The 18,277-nt window shown below is 41.6% G+C and carries 19 protein-coding genes; 6 read left to right on the forward strand and 13 right to left on the reverse strand.

What is annotated here, in order from left to right; all coding sequences use genetic code 11:
• Positions 1–137: 137 nt before the first annotated feature.
• From AC504W_RS02175 to AC504W_RS02205, 7 genes are all read right to left on the reverse strand, one after another.
• The gene (locus tag AC504W_RS02175) at positions 138–1,073 is read right to left on the reverse strand and encodes a UDP-glucuronic acid decarboxylase family protein (protein WP_096584380.1); all 936 of its coding nucleotides are present in this window, start codon (positions 1,071–1,073) and stop codon (positions 138–140) included.
• Positions 1,074–1,419: 346 nt separating this feature from the next.
• A complete protein-coding gene (locus tag AC504W_RS02180) occupies positions 1,420–3,555 on the reverse strand; it encodes a cation:proton antiporter domain-containing protein (RefSeq protein WP_494876004.1) in 2,136 nt (711 codons plus the stop codon).
• A 146-nt stretch (positions 3,556–3,701) separates the two neighbouring features.
• Positions 3,702–4,358 (reverse strand): HAS-barrel domain-containing protein, encoded by a 657-nt coding sequence (locus AC504W_RS02185; RefSeq protein WP_096584374.1) that lies wholly within the window; start codon positions 4,356–4,358, stop codon positions 3,702–3,704.
• 186 nt (positions 4,359–4,544) lie between these two features.
• Positions 4,545–4,745: an NAD(P)H dehydrogenase subunit NdhS gene (locus tag AC504W_RS02190; protein ID WP_096584371.1), complete on the reverse strand. Its 201-nt coding sequence runs from the start codon at positions 4,743–4,745 to the stop codon at positions 4,545–4,547.
• A gap of 113 nt (positions 4,746–4,858) precedes the next feature.
• The gene (rodA, locus tag AC504W_RS02195) at positions 4,859–6,241 is read right to left on the reverse strand and encodes a rod shape-determining protein RodA (RefSeq protein WP_494876006.1); all 1,383 of its coding nucleotides are present in this window, start codon (positions 6,239–6,241) and stop codon (positions 4,859–4,861) included.
• 275 nt (positions 6,242–6,516) lie between these two features.
• The gene (locus AC504W_RS02200) at positions 6,517–7,590 is read right to left on the reverse strand and encodes an Mrp/NBP35 family ATP-binding protein (RefSeq protein WP_494876007.1); all 1,074 of its coding nucleotides are present in this window, start codon (positions 7,588–7,590) and stop codon (positions 6,517–6,519) included.
• A gap of 175 nt (positions 7,591–7,765) precedes the next feature.
• Positions 7,766–8,290, reverse strand: coding sequence for an SRPBCC family protein (locus AC504W_RS02205; RefSeq protein ID WP_096584362.1), 525 nt, complete (start codon positions 8,288–8,290; stop codon positions 7,766–7,768).
• Between the two features lie 441 nt (positions 8,291–8,731).
• On the opposite strand from AC504W_RS02205, the gene hemF reads away from it, so the two are divergent.
• Positions 8,732–9,775, forward strand: coding sequence for an oxygen-dependent coproporphyrinogen oxidase (gene hemF, locus AC504W_RS02210; protein WP_494876008.1), 1,044 nt, complete (start codon positions 8,732–8,734; stop codon positions 9,773–9,775).
• A 401-nt stretch (positions 9,776–10,176) separates the two neighbouring features.
• Positions 10,177–10,545 (forward strand): STAS domain-containing protein, encoded by a 369-nt coding sequence (locus AC504W_RS02215; RefSeq protein ID WP_015136575.1) that lies wholly within the window; start codon positions 10,177–10,179, stop codon positions 10,543–10,545.
• Between the two features lie 83 nt (positions 10,546–10,628).
• On the opposite strand, the gene AC504W_RS02220 is transcribed toward AC504W_RS02215, so the two are convergent.
• Positions 10,629–11,246 (reverse strand): chromophore lyase CpcT/CpeT, encoded by a 618-nt coding sequence (locus AC504W_RS02220; protein WP_096584356.1) that lies wholly within the window; start codon positions 11,244–11,246, stop codon positions 10,629–10,631.
• Positions 11,247–11,571: 325 nt separating this feature from the next.
• Between AC504W_RS02220 and psb29 the strand changes: the two genes are divergently transcribed.
• Complete coding sequence (psb29, locus tag AC504W_RS02225; protein WP_494876010.1) at positions 11,572–12,279, forward strand: photosystem II biogenesis protein Psp29; 708 nt, start codon at positions 11,572–11,574, stop codon at positions 12,277–12,279.
• A 43-nt stretch (positions 12,280–12,322) separates the two neighbouring features.
• Here the strand turns inward: psb29 and AC504W_RS02230 are convergent, their stop codons facing one another.
• Positions 12,323–13,111, reverse strand: a complete 789-nt coding sequence (locus AC504W_RS02230; RefSeq protein ID WP_494876012.1) for a hypothetical protein — start codon at positions 13,109–13,111, stop codon at positions 12,323–12,325.
• Between the two features lie 379 nt (positions 13,112–13,490).
• Entirely contained in the window at positions 13,491–13,790 is a 300-nt protein-coding gene (locus AC504W_RS02235; RefSeq protein WP_015113334.1) for a 30S ribosomal protein PSRP-3, read from the reverse strand.
• 198 nt (positions 13,791–13,988) lie between these two features.
• On the opposite strand from AC504W_RS02235, the gene AC504W_RS02240 reads away from it, so the two are divergent.
• The gene (locus AC504W_RS02240) at positions 13,989–14,777 is read left to right on the forward strand and encodes a TIGR01548 family HAD-type hydrolase (RefSeq protein ID WP_494876014.1); all 789 of its coding nucleotides are present in this window, start codon (positions 13,989–13,991) and stop codon (positions 14,775–14,777) included.
• Positions 14,778–14,942: 165 nt separating this feature from the next.
• Here the strand turns inward: AC504W_RS02240 and AC504W_RS02245 are convergent, their stop codons facing one another.
• The gene (locus tag AC504W_RS02245; protein WP_494879524.1) at positions 14,943–15,749 is read right to left on the reverse strand and encodes a tetratricopeptide repeat protein; all 807 of its coding nucleotides are present in this window, start codon (positions 15,747–15,749) and stop codon (positions 14,943–14,945) included.
• A gap of 12 nt (positions 15,750–15,761) precedes the next feature.
• Here AC504W_RS02245 and AC504W_RS02250 point away from each other — a divergent pair, with 12 nt between their 5' ends.
• Positions 15,762–15,884 carry a hypothetical protein gene (locus tag AC504W_RS02250; RefSeq protein WP_494876016.1) on the forward strand — a complete coding sequence of 41 codons (123 nt, stop codon included), beginning with the start codon at positions 15,762–15,764 and terminating at the stop codon, positions 15,882–15,884.
• Here AC504W_RS02250 and AC504W_RS02255 read toward each other — a convergent pair.
• A complete protein-coding gene (locus AC504W_RS02255; RefSeq protein WP_494876018.1) occupies positions 15,881–16,045 on the reverse strand; it encodes a DUF4351 domain-containing protein in 165 nt (54 codons plus the stop codon). The genes AC504W_RS02250 and AC504W_RS02255 overlap by 4 nt on opposite strands.
• A gap of 186 nt (positions 16,046–16,231) precedes the next feature.
• Positions 16,232–17,332: a Holliday junction branch migration DNA helicase RuvB gene (ruvB, locus tag AC504W_RS02260; RefSeq protein ID WP_494876019.1), complete on the reverse strand. Its 1,101-nt coding sequence runs from the start codon at positions 17,330–17,332 to the stop codon at positions 16,232–16,234.
• Positions 17,333–17,488: 156 nt separating this feature from the next.
• Between ruvB and hisF the strand changes: the two genes are divergently transcribed.
• A complete protein-coding gene (gene hisF, locus AC504W_RS02265) occupies positions 17,489–18,262 on the forward strand; it encodes an imidazole glycerol phosphate synthase subunit HisF (protein ID WP_494876020.1) in 774 nt (257 codons plus the stop codon).
• Positions 18,263–18,277: the final 15 nt, after the last annotated feature.

An 18,277-nucleotide genomic window follows, 5' to 3' on the forward strand; every position in this document is an offset into this window, starting at 1 on the left:
TATTCTGCAAAAATGAAGTCGTTAATATGACATCTGCGCATCGTCTATTAACTAATCATTCCAGTGCAAGCTATGGCTAAAAGTTAGCTTGTACTATAGTTCAGAGCAGTTTTAGCAACTGCTGTGAAGCTTCAATCCTAGGTATCGCTGTTTATGCGATCGCGGAAATCCTCTATTGTCAGTTTTAACCCCTCTTGCAGAGGAATGGTAGGTTCCCAATTTAACCAAGTTTTTGCTCTGGTAATATCAGGGCGACGGCGGCGAGGATCATCTGAAGGTAGAGGTTCAAACTTAATTTCGGCATCGGGATTTACTTGCTTCTGCACAGCCTGTGCCAATTCCAAGATGGTGTATTCGTCAGGATTACCTAAATTTATCGGCCCAGTGAATTCACAATTCATCAACCGCATCAGCCCTTCTACTAGATCTGATACGTAGCAAAAACTACGTGTTTGCGTACCTTCTCCGTACACAGTTAAGGGAATACCCCGTAGTGCTTGGACAACCAGGTTGCTGACTACCCGACCATCGTTTTCTAACATCCGTGGGCCGTAGGTGTTAAATATCCGTGCTACCCGAATCTCAACTTTATTTTGTCTGTAGTAGTCAAATGCCAAAGTTTCGGCAATTCTTTTGCCTTCGTCGTAGCATGAACGCAATCCAATAGGATTAACGTTACCTCTGTAGTCTTCGGTTTGGGGATGAACTTCCGGATCACCGTAAACTTCACTAGTTGAAGCTAACAAAAATCTTGCTTTTACACGCTTTGCTAACCCCAACATATTCAGTGTTCCCATAACGTTAGTCTTAACGGTTTTCACTGGGTTGTACTGATAATGTACTGGTGAAGCTGGACAAGCTAAATGGTAAATTTGATCGACTTCTAAACGAATTGGCTCAGTAATATCGTGGCGGATCAACTCAAAGTTGGGGTTCCCCATCCACTTGAAGATATTACGTTTAGTACCCGTATAAAAATTATCTAAGCAAATTACTTCATGCCCTTGAGGTATTAATCGGTCGATAAGATGGGAACCAATAAACCCAGCGCCGCCCGTCACCAAAATTCTCATAGTTTTCCTGATATTTACAGATACTAGTAGTGGCTGTTTAGCTTGTTTTTAGAGTACCCAGCCGAGATGCAAAAATGCAGGGCGCACAGAGCTAAATTAGTAATGTATTTTGGGATTGATTATTTTGTTATGTATGCAATTTTGTTACATTGACACTTAGTTGCTGGACAATTCATCTAGCAAAATAGCAAACATCACTTAAGGGTTGAGCGTTTCTGCCCTAGAATTCATGAAATCTTCAACAAAATAAAGTTTACAGTAAAACACTAATTATAATCAGTACTAACTTTTGATCTAGCTGAAGTTGCCAAATTACCCATCTTAAGTTGTGAGTTTCGCAAATGCCTTAAACAGTAGAGGTAGTGTTAGCAACACTTTTTGGTGTGGCGCTGATTTGAGTATTTTGTGCATCTCTCAGAATGACAATAGAGCAAGTAAGTTGCCTGGCTATCTGAGTGGTGAGATCACTCATAACTAAACCACCAGGGATAGTATAATTGCGTACGAAGGGTAACACTACTAAGTCATACAATCGTGCTGCCTGTAAAATTGCTTGGGCAACATTTTCATGAGCAATAATTTGAATTTCTGGGGGATTTGCCAGAGCTAATTGCGACACTAAAACAGCAAGTTGCGATCGCCTTGCTGCGATTTTACTAGAACTAATGCGGCGATCGCACACATTCAAAACTGTAACTTGGGCTTGGTTTGTATCTGCCAGCATTTGGGCAAACTGGACAGCAGGCAATACAGGGGAAGTTAAATTTTCTAATGGTACGAGAATGCGTTGAATTTTCTGGGGTGATTCCACCAGCCGAGTCACAGCTACAGAACAATGAGATGCCCATAGTACAGTATCAATTACATTGCCAAATAAACGCGATCGCAACCCAGTTCGTTTATCCCAACCTATTACAATTAAACTCGCCTTTTGCTCTCGTGCGGCTCTGGTAATTCCTGACGCAAAGGCATTATCAATTCGCAGTAGTGATAATGTTTCTATGCCCAAATTACGACTCTGGTCGTGAGCTTTTGCTAATAAGCGTTCACTCTTTTGCAGAGATGCTTCTAACTGTGGTGCATCCATTCGAGCCGCAGCAGTAGCAATACTTAACGCGATAATTTTGCTCTTTTCTGGATGAGCTAATAATGCCGCCATTTCCATTAAGTATTGCTGTGTTTGAGGATTATATATAGGTACAACTATAGTAAAATTACTGTGTTTTTCTGCACTTTTTTGTTCAGGCAAATTTACTGTTAGTGCTTCTAGCAGGGGTGTAGGTGTGACCGCAACAGCTATGCCATTGGTGAGCAACGGCCCTAAAGTTGATGTAATCAGCATCAATGCCACAACACTATGTAATACTTCCATTGACAGCAAGCCAGCACGATACCCTAAAAAAGTACCAGCTAAGGTCGTACTGACTTGGGGCAGTGATATAGACCACATAGTTAACATTTCTTGCCAGTTGTAACGATAACAGATTTTTGCTAACAACGCTGCTAAAAATTTGCTAACAATTACACCAATAACAACTAACAGCATTAACTTTAAAGTTGTAATACTGCTGCTCCACCCAGGTAAATCAATTAGCAAACCAAGCTTAACAAAAAAGACGGGAATAAATAGCACACTACCAACAAAGACAAGCTTGTCTTTAGTGGGGCTTTCACCTACTACTGTATTAACCGCTAAACCTGCTAAAAATGCTCCGACGATTTTTTCGATTCCAATGAGTTTAGCGCTAATTATGGCAATAAATACTGATAACAATACAAATAAAAGTTTATTCCCTTCATCATCTCCAGAACGGCGGAAAAATTCTTGCCCAGCCCAATCAAAACCCAGCAAAATAATTGTTGTGTAAATAATTAGCCTACCTAACAAGGTGAGTATGTAAGATAAACTCAATACATCTGCTTGTAAACTAAATAAACAAACATCTAAAATCAGAACAGCGCTAATATCAGTAAATATCGTCGCTCCAATGGTGGCACTAACAACTGGATTATTAATAACTCCTAGGCGGCTAAGAATGGGATAAGCTAAAAGAGTATAAGAAGTGAATAAGCTGCCTATTAATATAGATGTATTAATCGCAAAACCAAAAATCCTTCCTAGTAAGATTCCCATCAACAAAGGGATGACAAAGGTGAAACCAGCAAATCCCCAAGAGCGTATTTGACTCTGGTTTAATTGTCTGAAATCCTGTTCTAAACCTACTAAAAACATCAAATAAATTAAGCCAATGTCAGATAGTAGGTTAATGATTGATAAATCACTATGGAATAGATTCCAACCTGATGGGCCTAGTACAACTCCAGAACCTACTAAACCAACTAACCCTGGTAGTCTGAGACGCTCAAACAGGATGGGGACGACTAAAATAACCAGCAACAAAATTGCTAAGGGAACGATTGGTTCCTGACCCAGAACTTGGGAAGTTGGTTCTAGAGCAAGAACTTGTAATACTGGTTCCATAGGAAATACTTAAAGGGGCGACGGCAAAGTAGCGATATCCTCAAAGGCGATCGCTCAATCAAAATAAATAATTATAAAAGCCACCCTGACAAATGACAAAACAGTTTATTTCAAACTACTGAGGTAATTGTTGAGAAAATAACTACCTATGGATGGATTTGACTTAAAATAAACCGTAAGCGATCATAATCGTCTTTTAAAAGCACACTCAGCATCCGTCCTGCCTTAACAAGCCATTCTCGGTCAGCTTTGCGTAACTGGTAAACATCTCGAATGGCTGCTGCGGTTAAAGACTCAACTGGCGCACCATTTACAGACAATAATGTCCGTAAAAAATCTAATTCTTCTGTAAATTTAATAATTGCTTCCGCTTCGCATCGATAAACTGCTTGATGAATTTGCGGCGGGCGGGGTGGTAGATACTGATATATTCTGGAAATTTCGTGGGAATTTGGGGAAGGCGGTGCAAAACCAACAATCGCCGCCCGAAATTCAGTTTTGAGCATAGCAAATATCTGGGGTTGTTCCTCGCGTAAATCTTGCAATGACAACCCCAGCGCCACAGCCCGATGTATAGAATCTATCGGCATGGTTGTGGCATAAGACACCACAGCATACACTTGATTACCAGATTCTTCATCTACAGCACAAACCCAACTACCAAAAGGTGGCATCGCGGGAAAGCTCAAGTCTTCTGGTTCCAAGCATTGTGCCAGAAATTCAGTAGTGTTAGTCTCAATCACCTCCGCAATATGATTGGGGTGGCGATCGCTGGTCGCAAATTGTGGTAGAGGAAGACGCATAGAATCAAGGTTAAAAGGCAAAATGCAAAAGGTAGAAGACGAAAGGCAAAAGAGATTAATTATTTTTCTTTTGCCTTTTTACCCTTCGGGTTCGCCACTTGCCGACAGTTGCCTCAAGTCGGGAAACCCGCCCACGGCACTGTCTCCTTTATGCCGGGAAACCCGTCCACCGCAGTGGCTCACTTTTTACTTCTTACTTGCTTTACGTCCTGCGGTGGTGTCTACAGGTTCCAACTCTGACAGGCGAAAGGTAATTAGTTTATCCCAGTTGCCACCTTCAAACAACACAGCTACTTTGCCATCACTTACCCGTTGTACGAGTCCTTCATAGCGATAGTAGGTATCTGCGGGATTTTTGACGCGAACAGTTGCTCCAGGCAGAATCATGATTTTTACCCTCGCTGGTTTACATACTTGTCAATAGTCAAGAGTCAAGAGTCCAAAGTCAATAGTTTAGAGTTTATTGTCCATAGTTTTTATCCTAATAGACTATTGACTCATTAATAATACTTCTGCTTTTGTCGGAAGTTTGCCACTGATTCTACTATTCCTAATGCGATGAAATTAGTCAGCATTGCAGAACGTCCATAACTCATCCAAGGTAGCGGAATTCCAGCTACAGGGGCTAAACCAACGGTCATCCCCACATTGACAATTAACTGAAACACAATCATCGACAAAACACCAATCGCCAATAACGAACCAAAGTTATCTTTGGCTGTTTGCGCTACGTGCAACAGACGGAAGCAAATCAAGCAAAAAACAAACAACACTACTAAACAACCCACAAACCCAAATTCTTCACCTACCGCTGAGAAAATAAAGTCTGTATGCTGTTCAGGGACGAAATTGAGTTGAGTCATCGGCCCTTTAAACAAACCCCATCCCCAAATTTCGCCAGCACCAATGGCAATGCGTGATTGAATCAGGTGATAGCCAGCACCCAAAGGATCATGATCGGGGTTAATAAACACAGTAAGTCGGTCTTTTTGATACTCTTTTAAGACGTGGTTCCAAGCAAAAACTCCAAGTTCACCACCCAAAATATTGAGAGTCCAAGCACCAATCGCCGCAAGACCAGATCGCCGCCAAGTTAGTGTTAGCCAGCCAACAAATGCCATTGCAAATGCCCAAAGAATGCCTAAAGGAGTTACAGCTATTTCTTTCAGAAATCCTAAAGACGCAAAACCTATTTCTTTAAATCCTAAAAACCCCAGCCCAACAGCTAGTACCTTCGTTAAGTCTATTGGCTCAGATAAAGGCCAGTAAATACTAAACAAAATGGCAGAAATGACTGGAGAAATTAACAAAATTAACCAGCCGGGATTGGCATTAGCCCAGTACAGCATCCCTAAAACGATCGCCCCAAATACCAAGGATGTCGCCAAATCGGGCTGCAAAAATACTAATCCCCACGGAACTGCTGTAATTGCCAAAGCCCGAAAAACATTATCTAGGGAAGAAGCTGTCCGCTTGTGTAATAAAGCCGCTAGAGTTATAATTATCCCAATTTTGGCAAATTCTGACGGTTGAACATTAAAACCCGCAACGCTAATCCAGCGCTGTGCGCCTTTAGCACTAGTACCAGCCAGCATCACCGCAATTAAGCTGAAGTTGGTCAGACCGTATGTAATCCAATGCCACTGAAGTAAATTTTCGTAGCGAATTCGACATAAAAACAACGCTATGAAAACACCAATCCCAGCTACTAACCAGTGCCACCACCAATCTGTAACTGGCTGTTTGAGTTCTGTACTCAGAATCATAATGCCGCCAAAAATACTGACAGCAACAGGTAAACAAAATAATAACCAATCTATTTGCTGCCAAGGCTTGACCCAAGATTTCCAGCGAACTTTGGGGAGCGAACGTTTTAACAACATTGTGCAATTTGAGAATTTAATTTGAAGAGATAAATTTACTGAGTAAAAGAATTTAGGAGACAGTAAGTAGAATTCAGGAGAAATTTTCTGAGATTGTATGAGTAATTGAGTTCACAAACCTTTGAATTTATTATTCAAAATAAAATATTTTTCCTACATAGAATCCTCATACTGAAACTACGAGAAATTCTGACTTCTGAATTTTAACTTCTAAATTCTCGATTCATAATCTGTATTCCTAGGCAACTGCCCAGGAATCAGACAAAAATTAAAATTTATGCCGTCAGTGCAGCGACTGATACTTTACCTGCAATGGTCAGGGCGATCGCTTTTAATGCTTTGGCAGAAGCCGAATCTGGTTCAGCCACAACAATCGGCACACCACTGTCACCACCAACTCTCGTGGAAATCTCTAATGGTACGCAGCCCAATAAAGAAACTCCCAACTCTGTGGCGGTTTTTTCACCACCACCAGAACCGAAAATATCGTACTGTTTATCTGGCATATCCGGGGGAATAAAGTAGCTCATGTTTTCTACTATTCCCAAAACAGGGACGTTCATTTGCTGAAACATCCGTAATCCTTTACGAGCATCTAATAAAGCGACCGTTTGTGGTGTAGTCACAATTACGGCTCCTACCATTGGCACAGCTTGGGTTAAAGTTAACTGGGCATCACCAGTTCCCGGCGGCATATCCACAATTAAATAGTCTAGTTCACCCCATTCCACTTGATAAAGAAACTGGCGAATCACCCCATTTAGCATTGGCCCACGCCAAATTACAGGCTGATCTTTATCAATCAAAAAGCCCATAGAGACTAATTTGACACCATGATTAAATGCAGGTTCTAAAACTTCGCCTTTGTCTGTAGAACGAACGGTAATTTGAGCATCACCCAGTCCTAGCATAGTGGGATCGTTGGGGCCGTAAATATCCGCATCTAGCAAGCCGACTTTTGCCCCTGTTTGCGCGAGGGCGACGGCAACATTCACAGCTACCGTGCTTTTACCGACACCGCCTTTGCCACTGGAAACTGCCAAAATGTTTTTTATCCCAGGAACACCATTGCGATCGGGTACATTTTTTTGCTGTGGTGTTTCGGCTGTGACTTCTACCTTAACTTCTGTCACCCCAGGTAGTTTTTTCACAGCTTTTTCACAATCTTCGACAATAAATTCACGTAAGGGACAGGCGGGTGTGGTCAAAACTAAAGTGAAGCTCACCTTGCCACCGTCAATGTTAACGTTGCGAATCATATTCAGTTCTACCAGACTCTTGCGGAGTTCTGGGTCTTGTACAGGTCGCAATACTTCTAAGACAGAACGGGAATCAAGGACATCGTACATAGTGTTTTCAGCATTACCGCCGTAAAAAATTTAAGAAATTTTTATTCTTAGCTAATAGAATCTTAACTTTCTTGGGAATAGCAAACTAGAGGCTAGAGACTATGGATTAAAAAACAATTTTGGCAGTACCTGTTTTATCCGTAGCCTATAACCTGTAACCTGTCACATCTAGACTCTAAAAATCAAAACAACTATCATTAAGAGATTTTTTCTTACTAGATACCGCTTGGACTGCGGCATTTTCTACGGATTCAACTAAAGAACGTGCTACTCGATCTGCATAAGGACGGGAAAATGACCAAATTAGCGGGGATAACCAGCCTTTTAGGGTCACAGAATAAGATAAACAAGTACCACAAACCGTAGATTCCACTTGATAAGTAATTCGTTCTTCCACGCCAGGAATAGCCAAAACTCTCACACTCAAAAGTTCTCTAGGATTGACTCGCTCGACAAAGATGCGAATAGGAAAGGGTGAAAAGCGTGTGACAGCTTGGTAAATTAATCCAGGTTTGGGTACTAATCCGTAGGGTACGTTGGTACTTTTTAGTAGGGGATGCCAAGAAACATCTGTTAAGTCAACTACCTTTTGCCATAGTTCATCGACAGAAGCATCACTAATCTCTCGATACGTCCGTACTAAAGATGCACAAAACCGACGACGTTTGCGGTGGATGAATTTCGATAACCAACCTCGCATTTGCCTTATCCTCCTCGCTACAGACTTGCTGGTAACTCTGGTATGGTGAGCAATCCTAGTTGCCCTTACTTAACATTTCTCAATATTTGGTTGTGGCATAGCAAGTAACGATTAGGCACAGATGGCAACAAGGTTGCTAAGGCTGAAAACCGAGGCTTGCGGGGCATCACCATCATCAGTACGGCATATACTAACTTGCCAGAAGTTGATATAACACCAGAATGTTCCCATCAAGAAGTACAAAAAAAACTGAGTCAATATACAAGCCTATACGCATTTGAGGGAAAATAACTCTAGTCATACACATCAATAGTGTAAAAGCGTGACAAAAAAACATTAGTTTGAGCAAGTCGAGCTAAAAAATGAGTTCGGATTGTCTACAAATTTTTAACTGAAAATTTCTGGCTTTTTGGCAATTGTAATTAAGGTTCGGGAATCTCTATGTTGACTAATTCGCACACCCCAACAGTAAAAGCAGTATCGTCCAAGTTCTTACCACCAAAGGATGCTAAGGCGAGGGTGAGTCAGTTTATGAAACAGCTGCAAGACGAAATTACCCAAGCATTGACCGAATTAGATGGTGTGGGTGAGTTTCAAGAAGATGCTTGGGAACGTCCGGAGGGTGGTGGTGGGCGATCGCGTGTACTGCGTGAGGGCAAAATCTTTGAACAAGCAGGTGTAAATTTTTCTGAAGTTTGGGGTTCTCACTTGCCGCCCTCGATTTTAGCCCAACGTCCCGAAGCCGAGGGACACCAATTTTATGCCACAGGCACTTCCTTGGTGTTACATCCCCGTAATCCTTATGTCCCCACAGTTCACTTAAACTACCGTTATTTTGAAGCAGGGCCAGTTTGGTGGTTTGGTGGTGGTGCTGACTTGACACCTTATTACCCTTTTGCTGAAGATGCTGCCCACTTCCATAAAACCTTTAAGCAGACTTGTGATCAACACCATCCTGAGTATTACCCAGTGTTTAAGCTGTGGTGTGATGAATATTTTTATTTAAAACATCGCAATGAAACCAGGGGTGTAGGCGGTTTATTCTTTGATTATCAAGATGGTCAAGGTACTTTATATCGTGGCCCTAACCCCAAAGGCCCAGCAGCTAATTACAGCGACCAAGTAGGAGTAGTAGAACAAAGAACTTGGGAAGATTTATTTGCTTTTATCCAAGGTTGTGGTCGAACCTTTTTGCCCGCCTACGTGCCAATTGCCCAACGGCGACATGAAACAGAGTATGGCGATCGCGAACGAAATTTCCAACTCTACCGCCGCGGACGCTATGTTGAATTTAATTTGGTTTACGACCGAGGCACAATTTTTGGACTCCAAACCAACGGCCGCACCGAATCTATTCTCATGTCTTTACCTCCCTTAGTGCGTTGGGAATATGGTTATCAGCCTGAACCCAATTCCCCCGAAGCCGAATTGTACAATACTTTCCTCAAGCCCCAAGACTGGATCAATTGGAAAGCAAGCCACTAAAGATCACATACAATGTAATCCCCCCTGGGTTAGATTAATTTGCTTGGCAATTTCAGTGTTGGGTGCGTTGTATAGGAATATAAAATTTTGCATATTCGTTACTTGGCACTCAGCGCTTTCAACTCAGCACTTTCATTAGCACTCTGCACTTTTTTAGTGAGTTACACTACTAAAGGTAAGCACCTAGTAAATAGGTGACTATTTTAGCTATAACTTGTTTATCTCAAGTGTCAGCACTGGATAGTCTGCTCAAGTGGTGAGTCAATTAATTTACCAAGTTTCTGGCAAGCTTTCGTGCCAACGAAAGTCAAGATTACCAAAAAAGTAAGTTCTTTGACTCACCAATCTCAGGGTCAATCCAGCAATAGTCAATTTGAAAATGAGTGCCACGGGGATTTTTAGTGATACAAATAGAACAAACAACCTATACAACCCAGGACGGTAATACCGTCATAGTTTTAACACCAGCTGGTCGTTTAGACATTACTACAGCTTGGCAATTCCGCTTGAAGTTGCAGGAATGTATTTCCAAGCTCAGTCGCCATGTAGTAGTGAATCTTGGTCAAGTAAATTTTATTGATAGTTCTGGTCTCACGTCTTTGGTAGCTGGGATGCGTGATGCGGATAAAGTCAAAGGCAGTTTCCGCATTTGTAACGTACACCCAGAAGCCAAACTCGTGTTTGAAGTTACGATGATGGACACAGTATTTGAAATTTTTGAAACAGAAGAGGAAGCTTTAGAAGGTGTTCCTCGGAGTATCGCTAGTTAATCGAGTACTAAGTGCTGAGTAAAAAGACTAACTTTCAGCTTTAAGCTGTTTTCTCGTGCGTTGTTAGTAAATATTTTTCACACTCAGCACTCCCCACTCAAAACTGAGTAATGTTCTCGTTTAGTGTAGCGATAAGGCCCTAAAATCGCTCCCCAAGTTGCTTTACCTGTCTCCGAGTCAATGCCTTTGTCGTAGCTATAAAATTCTGCTGCTGTGGCGGCAAACCCCAAGGAAACTTGTACATTGTTGCCTTGATAACTAAAGCAGCAACGAGCCTCGTTTGGTTGAGTAGCGATAAACTTGTAATTTTTAGGAGTCAATTCTTGCTGGGTCAGCGTGAGTATACACCCTGGCAATAAATCCAATTGTTCGACTGTGAGTGTCTTGAGTAAAGCAGGATTACGGCCTGCGCCACTTAAAGCACTTGGATTTTTAGGCATATAGTACTGGATTTGCAAAGCTGCATCAACATCCTTACCTGCCATTAACCGCAATATTCGTTGGCGATAAGGGCGGTCTAAGTTGACAATATTAGCTTGCTCGGCAAACAAGGTAATACTGTCTTCTGTGAATAAGTTAACTGGTCTTTGCCACATACGTAGGTGGACATACCAAGCAGGTTCTGCTAAAGCCTGTTCCCGATTGTCAAATTCCCCAGCGATGTATTTACCTAGAGTAATTAGAAGAGGTGAAAGGCTCATAAATTAAATTGAGATGCACAATTAAAAATATTTGATTAACAAGAATTCAATATGAAATGTGTAAAATTGGCTCATCAAGACTGCTTTAAATGCTTAACCTTGGTGGGTAAAACTAATTTCATACACATTTTTTATTCCAACTCTCTGCTGTTGGGGTAGAGTACTCAGACTTCAGGATTCTGTTTCTAGACTGCACAAATAAAATTGATCCCCTTTATGCTACCAAATTAACCAAAGATTCTGATGAGAAACCCGAACTTGGCAAAGTAGCCTTTAAGGGAGACAATAAAATAACTTCGCCCTTAACATTCTTAATATTTTCTTTGTGAATAACGTCCGTACTGTCTCTGATACAAAGCGAACTTTCTACTCCTTACATACCCGTCCCATCAACACAATCTATCGTCGGGTAGTAGAAGAGTTGATGGTGGAAATGCACCTGCTATCAGTAAATGTTGATTTTAGTTACAATCCAATTTATGCCTTGGGCGTTGTCACAACTTTTGACCGCTTTATGCAAGGCTACCAACCGGAACGAGACAAAGAATCAATTTTTCATGCTATCTGTCAGGCTGTAGAGCAAGAAGCACAACGCTATAGACATGATGCTGAAAGATTGCAAACTTTGGCAAAAAGTTTAGCAGCTAATGATTTAATTGCTTGGTTGAGTCAAGCTAATCATTTAAATCAAGATCCTGATTTACAATCACAGTTGCAAGCGATCGCTAACAATTCTCAATTTAAATACAATCGCTTGTTTGCTATTGGTCTATTCTCCTTACTGGAGCAGTCTGACCCAGACTTGGTTAAAGATGAAAAGCAACGTACTGACGCAATCAACACTATTGCGGCTGGACTACATTTATCTGAGGATAAACTCAGCAAAGACTTAGAGTTATATCGCTCTAATCTAGAGAAAATGTCGCAAGCACTGGTGGTAATGGCAGATATGATCTCAGCCGACCGTAAAAAACGCGAACAACGCCAACAACAATCTACCGCACCAGTAACTCCCCCTACTGCTAACGAATAATTAACAGTAATCAATAGTTCATTGCTAAAAATCTGTAGTTTATTCAATCCTTGGGAGGAAAAGTAATTTTGTTTCCTGTTGGGGTACTAATTACCGTTCCTCCCAAAGTCTCAATTTCTTTTACAACTCTTTTCCGAGTCTTTTCATCAACTCCATTATTTAATACAATTGCCCAGGTGGCAATTCGTGCGTACCTGCTATCAGGATTTTGGCTCAAGAATACAGCAGTTTGATGAGAATTCTGAGCCATATATTTACTTTCAGGATCTGAATATTGATTAGCCCAATTTGCAGCCGTATTGAAAGAGTTTTGCGCGGCTTGAGAATTTCCTAAAAATAATAATTCATCAGTACCTTTATAACGCCATATATAGTATGATTTTTCAGGAACTTGGGGCGTGATAGAATGCAGACCTTCCTGAATCAATTTGATAGAGCGTTCTGGCATCGCAGCATACATAGAAGTACTAGTAGAAAGACTTATATAAGCCCCTAAAAATCGTGGGTCATGTTTAATAATAATTTCAAAATACTCTGGACTAAGACTGTAACCTGTTTTTTCTCGAATTTCGTCATCTCCAAAGTACTGTAAGAAATTCAAATACACCCAATTAGCCATAAAATTGTCATAGCCAAAACTAGGTAACTTTTTTAATAAACTCAGACGCACATGTTCAGCTTGAATGTCTTGTTCTAAAATTTCTAAAGAGGCCGCTTGTTTGTTAATTAACAGTGATTGTAATCGCGGGAATTGAAGGGCGCTGACTCCTAATACACTCAAACAGGCTACTAAAGGGGTAATTAAAGCTTGGTAAGAAAATCGCAACAGCATACTGGGCTATTTTTCGCACTTATGGTCAACCCATTGTATGCAATATTACTTGTATATAGTGGTGATTTTAAATAATTTATAAGTTGTTTTTTATACAAATAATTTATCTGGAGTGTATGAATAAAAAAAGCTCATCAGCTGTAGAGAAGCGATTAATCACGTCTCTACAGATAATCTACTGTCCCATTCTTTTTTAGGTTGGGGAAGCAATACCAATTTGCTCAACAAAGTAAAGAGCAGTAAAAATTAAGTAGATAGAATCAACATTTTTTGCTGCTGTTTGTAAACCCTGTTGCCCAATTTTTGGATTGTGACAGCAGGGACAAGAGCAGCAAATTGTGAACATCTGAAAAGTAGCAAAACAGCTAATTATGCAGTATCAAGCACTACCTGTGAAAGCAACTTCGGGAAACTTCAATTGAGCTTCTGCCATTGGACGGTTTCTACCTTCCTCTTGCCAGTAGTTAATCACTTCTGTTGCTTTGTTAAGCAATTCAACGCGATCTAGCTCAGTAATCCAGTGCTTGGATTCGAGTTCCTTTTTTAACTCTTCCCAAGCATCATTTCTAGGCCAGAAAAAGTACTTCGTTAAAGGACTGGTACCTTTACCTACAACTTGGTCAACTGCTAGGGCAACGTTATCTTCCAACCAAAGAATTTTTAGAATGAACTTGGTCAATCACACCTCCGGGAAATATCCGGGCATTACTTACTAAGTTTGCGATTGCTTATTGTAACTTAATATCTAACTCAATGACTAAACCGTAATTAGCAATTAGGTATTTCCAGGAGTGGGGAATAGAAAAGAAGTGTTTATTATGAATACTTATCCAATTTAAAATCTGAAAAGCTTAAATCTTTCTTTATCTACGCAACCATGACGGCACAAGCTTCAGCACGATCGCTCGTTGTTTTTGATATTGATGGTGTTGTGCGCGATGTCAGCGGTTCTTATCGCCGCGCGATCGCCGATACTGTAGAGTATTTTACTAACGCTGCATATCGTCCTACACCGTTAGATATTGACCGACTCAAATCTGAAGGTGTTTGGAATAATGATTGGGAAGCCTCCCAAGAATTAATTTACCGCTACTGTGAGTCTCAAGGACAACAACGAGATCAAAAAAAGCTAGACTACAACACTATTGTTGCTTTCTTTCAAGCTCGTTACCGTGGCCCAGACCCGAATAATTTCACGGGATATATTTGTGATGAACCTTTATTGTTAAGCTCAGAGTATCTCCAGCAGCTTACCCAGGCAGGGATTGCTTGGGGATTTTTTAGCGGTGCGACTCGCGGTTCTGCTAATTACATTTTAGAAAAACGTTTGGCTTTGCAATCTCCAGTGTTAATTGCGATGGAAGACGCACCCGGTAAACCAGATCCTACAGGATTGTTTGCTACCGTTGACAAGTTAGAGAATGGGCAAAGCAACACCGCGGTCATCTATGTAGGCGATACTGTAGCTGATATGTACACAGTCAGTAAAGCGCGAGAATTACAGCCGCGCCGGACTTGGATTGGTGTTGGAGTGTTACCACCCCATGTGCAGGAGACGGCAACACGCTCTCAAGCGTATAGTAAAATGCTCCAAAAAGCTGGAGCAGCAGTAGTTTTGAGTAATGTTGAAGAGTTAAATCCTGCCAAGATTGCAGAACTATTGTAGTGATGAAATACTAACTAGCTGGCCTTGGGAATATTCAGATGAGAATGCGATCGCTTTTATTCCCAATCGCTCAAAATTTAGTTAATTATGGCAATCAATCGTCAACCAATTTGAGATTTTGGATTTACTGCACCCATCAAGGGATGCAGTTTGGAAATTTTGAGATTACTGAAGTTTCAAAAACTTATCTAAAGCAGCCACCATAGTAGGCGGCCAGCGGCGGATATTTTTCACCCAGTCAATATCTTTGTAACGTTGATCTAAACCATAAGCGGCTACCCAATTGCTTTCGGCTTCACCTTTCTGGCCGTTTACCCAGTAAGCGGCGGTTAAAGCAGCACGCACATCAGCAAATTTGGGATATTTACGGGCAATATTTCGCATTTCGCGGATTGCTGGCTCTATTTGACCAGTTTCATATAGAGCGATCGCATAATTAGCACGAGCAAAGGCAAAATTGGGTGCAACTTCGGTAGATTTTTTATAATCTGCGATCGCATCGTCCCATTTCCCTAAACCTGCTTTGGCATTACCACGATTGTTATAGGCCATTGCATCTTTTGGATCTAATTCTAAAACGTGGTTATAGTCTGCGATCGCCTGATCCCATTTTCCTAAACCTTCTAAAGCTGTACCCCTATTTAAATAGGGATCTGTCACATTCGGAGCTAATTCTACAGCTTTGTTGTAGTCTGCTAATGCCTCTTGCAGCTTATTTTGACTCACCCGTGAATTTCCGCGATTACTCCATGCACCTGCATTCGTCGGAAATTTCTCAATAATTTTTGTCCAATATTTTTCAGCCGTGGCAAAGTCACCCTGATTTGTCGCTGTGAATGCTTGATTTGCCCATTCTTCCCCTTGTTGCAGTTCTTCTGGCGTGAAGTTGAGTTGTTGAGATTGTGCCATAACTGGTTGACCCCAGCCAAACACAAGTAACAGACAAAGAACAACACTAATTAACTTAATCATCTGGGTTTACCTGTGTCTATCTGCGGTGGAGATTCCACCATTTATCATGGCGAAAACTGTCTCAGACAGCAAGCCGGAATTCTCACTTTCGCCCCAGCCGATAAAATTAAAGCCAGACAATCGCTACTAAATTAATTTTCCACCGCCTCTAACCAAACCTGCACATCTGCAAGGTTGCTAAAATCTAACAATGCTTCGCTCAAATCTTCCAGAACAGACAGGGGTAAAGAGGAAATGTGCGATCGCATTTCCGTTGATAACTCTCCAAACCGCTTAGTTAAAATTCGGATAATCAAGTTAACAGCTTCTTCTGTTCGTCCTTCTTCCTTGATTTCTCAATACACTCCCGTTTCTTGCAGTGTTATTTCTAACATCGACTCTACCTCAGATCGACAAAATGATTCGTAATTGATAATTCGTAGTTCGTAATTAAAAGTCACAATTACGAATTACGAATTAGTAATTAATCGCACTCTGCCACTTTACAAAATAGACAACTGCTCATTAGGTGGCTTAAATCCCAAATGCTGATATGCAGCTTTTGTGGCAATGCGACCGCGCGGTGTGCGGCTTAAATAGCCAATCTGCATCAAGTAAGGTTCATATACTTCTTCAATTGTCTGGGTATCTTCACCTGTGGCGGCGGCGATGGTTTCTAAACCCACAGGGCCACCATTGAAATTTTCAATGATCACACTTAGCATTTTGCGGTCTGTCCAATCTAAGCCGCAGGGGTCTACTTGGAAGAGTTGCAGTGCTTCAGCAGCTATACTTTCTGTAATTTCTGTTAGTTTTTTGACTTCCGCAAAATCACGTACTCGTTTAAGTAACCGATTAGCAATTCGTGGTGTACCTCGTGAACGGCGGGCGATTTCCGTTGCCCCATCGGCTGTGACGTTGGTTTGTAGTAGTTGAGAACTGCGGAGAACAATTTGGCTAAGTTCATCCACTTCATAAAAGCGTAACTTCTGCACTAAGCCAAAGCGATCGCGTAAAGGTGAAGTCAAAGCACCAACGCGGGTTGTCGCTCCCACTAAGGTAAATTTCGCCAAGGGTAAACTTCTAATGCGAGCGCTTGTACCCTTGCCAATGGTAATATCTAAGCGATAATCCTCCATAGCTGGATAGAGAATTTCCTCCGTCATCCTGGAAAGACGATGGATTTCATCGATAAATATGATGTCTCCGGGTTTAAGGTTAACTAATAGCCCGACAATATCTCGTGGACGTTCTAGCGCTGGCGCACTCGTAATTTTATAGTTGACCCCCATTTCTGATGCTAAAATCATTGCCATTGTCGTTTTACCCAATCCTGGCGGGCCGTATAACAACAAGTGATCCAGGACTTCGCCCCGTGATTTTGCGGCTTTGATAGCAATTTCCAGCACATCCTTTAAGTCTTTCTGCCCAATGTAATCGGCAAATCGCTGTGGTCGGATACTCTCTTCTGGCTTTCCTTGTTCATCAAAAGCGGCTTCAGGCTGCAATATATTTTCTTGGGAAGATGCTTTTACTGATTCCCGCGGCTCTTTGGGTGGTTTGTTGGGTTCAGGAGGCTGTTTTTTCGAGGAGATTATCGCCATAATTCAGCTATTAACTTTGACTTGAGGACTGGTTGAGCGCCATCGACATCGCAATACTTGAGAATAAACCTCAAATGCGAAAATTTTGGGTTGGAAAGACACGTACCAATTTAAAATTTAAATTCCGGACAATTACTCAGGAGTTGAGAATTTACTATGTTGTCTAAAAGGATCTTACCCTGCTTGGATGTGAAGGCGGGACGGGTTGTAAAAGGAGTTAACTTTGTCAATCTCCAAGATGCAGGTGATCCGGTTGAGTTGGCAAAGGTTTACAACGATGCTGGGGCAGATGAGTTAGTGTTTCTGGATATTACAGCCACTCATGAAGACCGAAATACAATTCTCGATGTAGTTTACCGCACGGCAGAGCAGGTCTTTATTCCGTTAACTGTAGGCGGCGGTATCCAAACCTTAGAAAATGTTAAAGCTTTGTTACGGGCTGGGGCAGACAAGGTTAGTATTAATTCTGCGGCAGTACGTGACCCAGACTTGATAAATCGGGCGAGCGATCGCTTTGGTAATCAGTGCATAGTAGTTGCAATTGATGCCAGACGGCGAGTTGATACTGAAAACCCTGGCTGGGATGTGTACGTGCGTGGTGGTCGAGAAAACACAGCTTTAGATGCCCTTAAATGGGCGGCTGAAGTTGAACAACGCGGTGCAGGAGAACTATTAGTTACAAGTATGGATGCTGATGGAACTCAAGCCGGGTATGACTTGGAGTTAACCAAAGCGATCGCTCAATCAGTACAAATCCCCGTAATTGCCTCTGGGGGTGCAGGTAATTGTGAACATATCTATCAAGCTGTAACAGAAGGTAAAGCCGAAGCCGCATTATTAGCGTCATTACTGCACTACGGGCAATTAAGCGTCTCAGAAATTAAGAATTACTTGCGCGATCGCCACATACCAGTACGTTTGTACCCATAAGCCGAAAGATATTAT

Source organism: Nostoc sp. C96 (assembly GCF_059384975.1).

Excerpts from the sequence above, each read along its gene's own strand:
- AC504W_RS02175 (WP_096584380.1), bottom strand. The coding sequence starts at position 1,073 with ATGAGAATTTTGGTGACGGGCGGCGCTGGGTTTATTGGTTCCCATCTT.
- AC504W_RS02230 (WP_494876012.1), bottom strand. The coding sequence starts at position 13,111 with ATGCTGTTGCGATTTTCTTACCAAGCTTTAATTACCCCTTTAGTAGCC.
- AC504W_RS02205 (WP_096584362.1), bottom strand. The coding sequence starts at position 8,290 with ATGCGAGGTTGGTTATCGAAATTCATCCACCGCAAACGTCGTCGGTTT.
- hisF (WP_494876020.1), top strand. The coding sequence starts at position 17,489 with ATGTTGTCTAAAAGGATCTTACCCTGCTTGGATGTGAAGGCGGGACGG.
- AC504W_RS02190 (WP_096584371.1), bottom strand. The coding sequence starts at position 4,745 with ATGATTCTGCCTGGAGCAACTGTTCGCGTCAAAAATCCCGCAGATACC.
- AC504W_RS02180 (WP_494876004.1), bottom strand. The coding sequence starts at position 3,555 with ATGGAACCAGTATTACAAGTTCTTGCTCTAGAACCAACTTCCCAAGTT.
- AC504W_RS02200 (WP_494876007.1), bottom strand. The coding sequence starts at position 7,590 with ATGTACGATGTCCTTGATTCCCGTTCTGTCTTAGAAGTATTGCGACCT.
- AC504W_RS02240 (WP_494876014.1), top strand. The coding sequence starts at position 13,989 with ATGACGGCACAAGCTTCAGCACGATCGCTCGTTGTTTTTGATATTGAT.
- ruvB (WP_494876019.1), bottom strand. The coding sequence starts at position 17,332 with ATGGCGATAATCTCCTCGAAAAAACAGCCTCCTGAACCCAACAAACCA.
- rodA (WP_494876006.1), bottom strand. The coding sequence starts at position 6,241 with ATGTTGTTAAAACGTTCGCTCCCCAAAGTTCGCTGGAAATCTTGGGTC.
- AC504W_RS02185 (WP_096584374.1), bottom strand. The coding sequence starts at position 4,358 with ATGCGTCTTCCTCTACCACAATTTGCGACCAGCGATCGCCACCCCAAT.
- hemF (WP_494876008.1), top strand. The coding sequence starts at position 8,732 with ATGTTGACTAATTCGCACACCCCAACAGTAAAAGCAGTATCGTCCAAG.
- AC504W_RS02220 (WP_096584356.1), bottom strand. The coding sequence starts at position 11,246 with ATGAGCCTTTCACCTCTTCTAATTACTCTAGGTAAATACATCGCTGGG.
- AC504W_RS02245 (WP_494879524.1), bottom strand. The coding sequence starts at position 15,749 with ATGATTAAGTTAATTAGTGTTGTTCTTTGTCTGTTACTTGTGTTTGGC.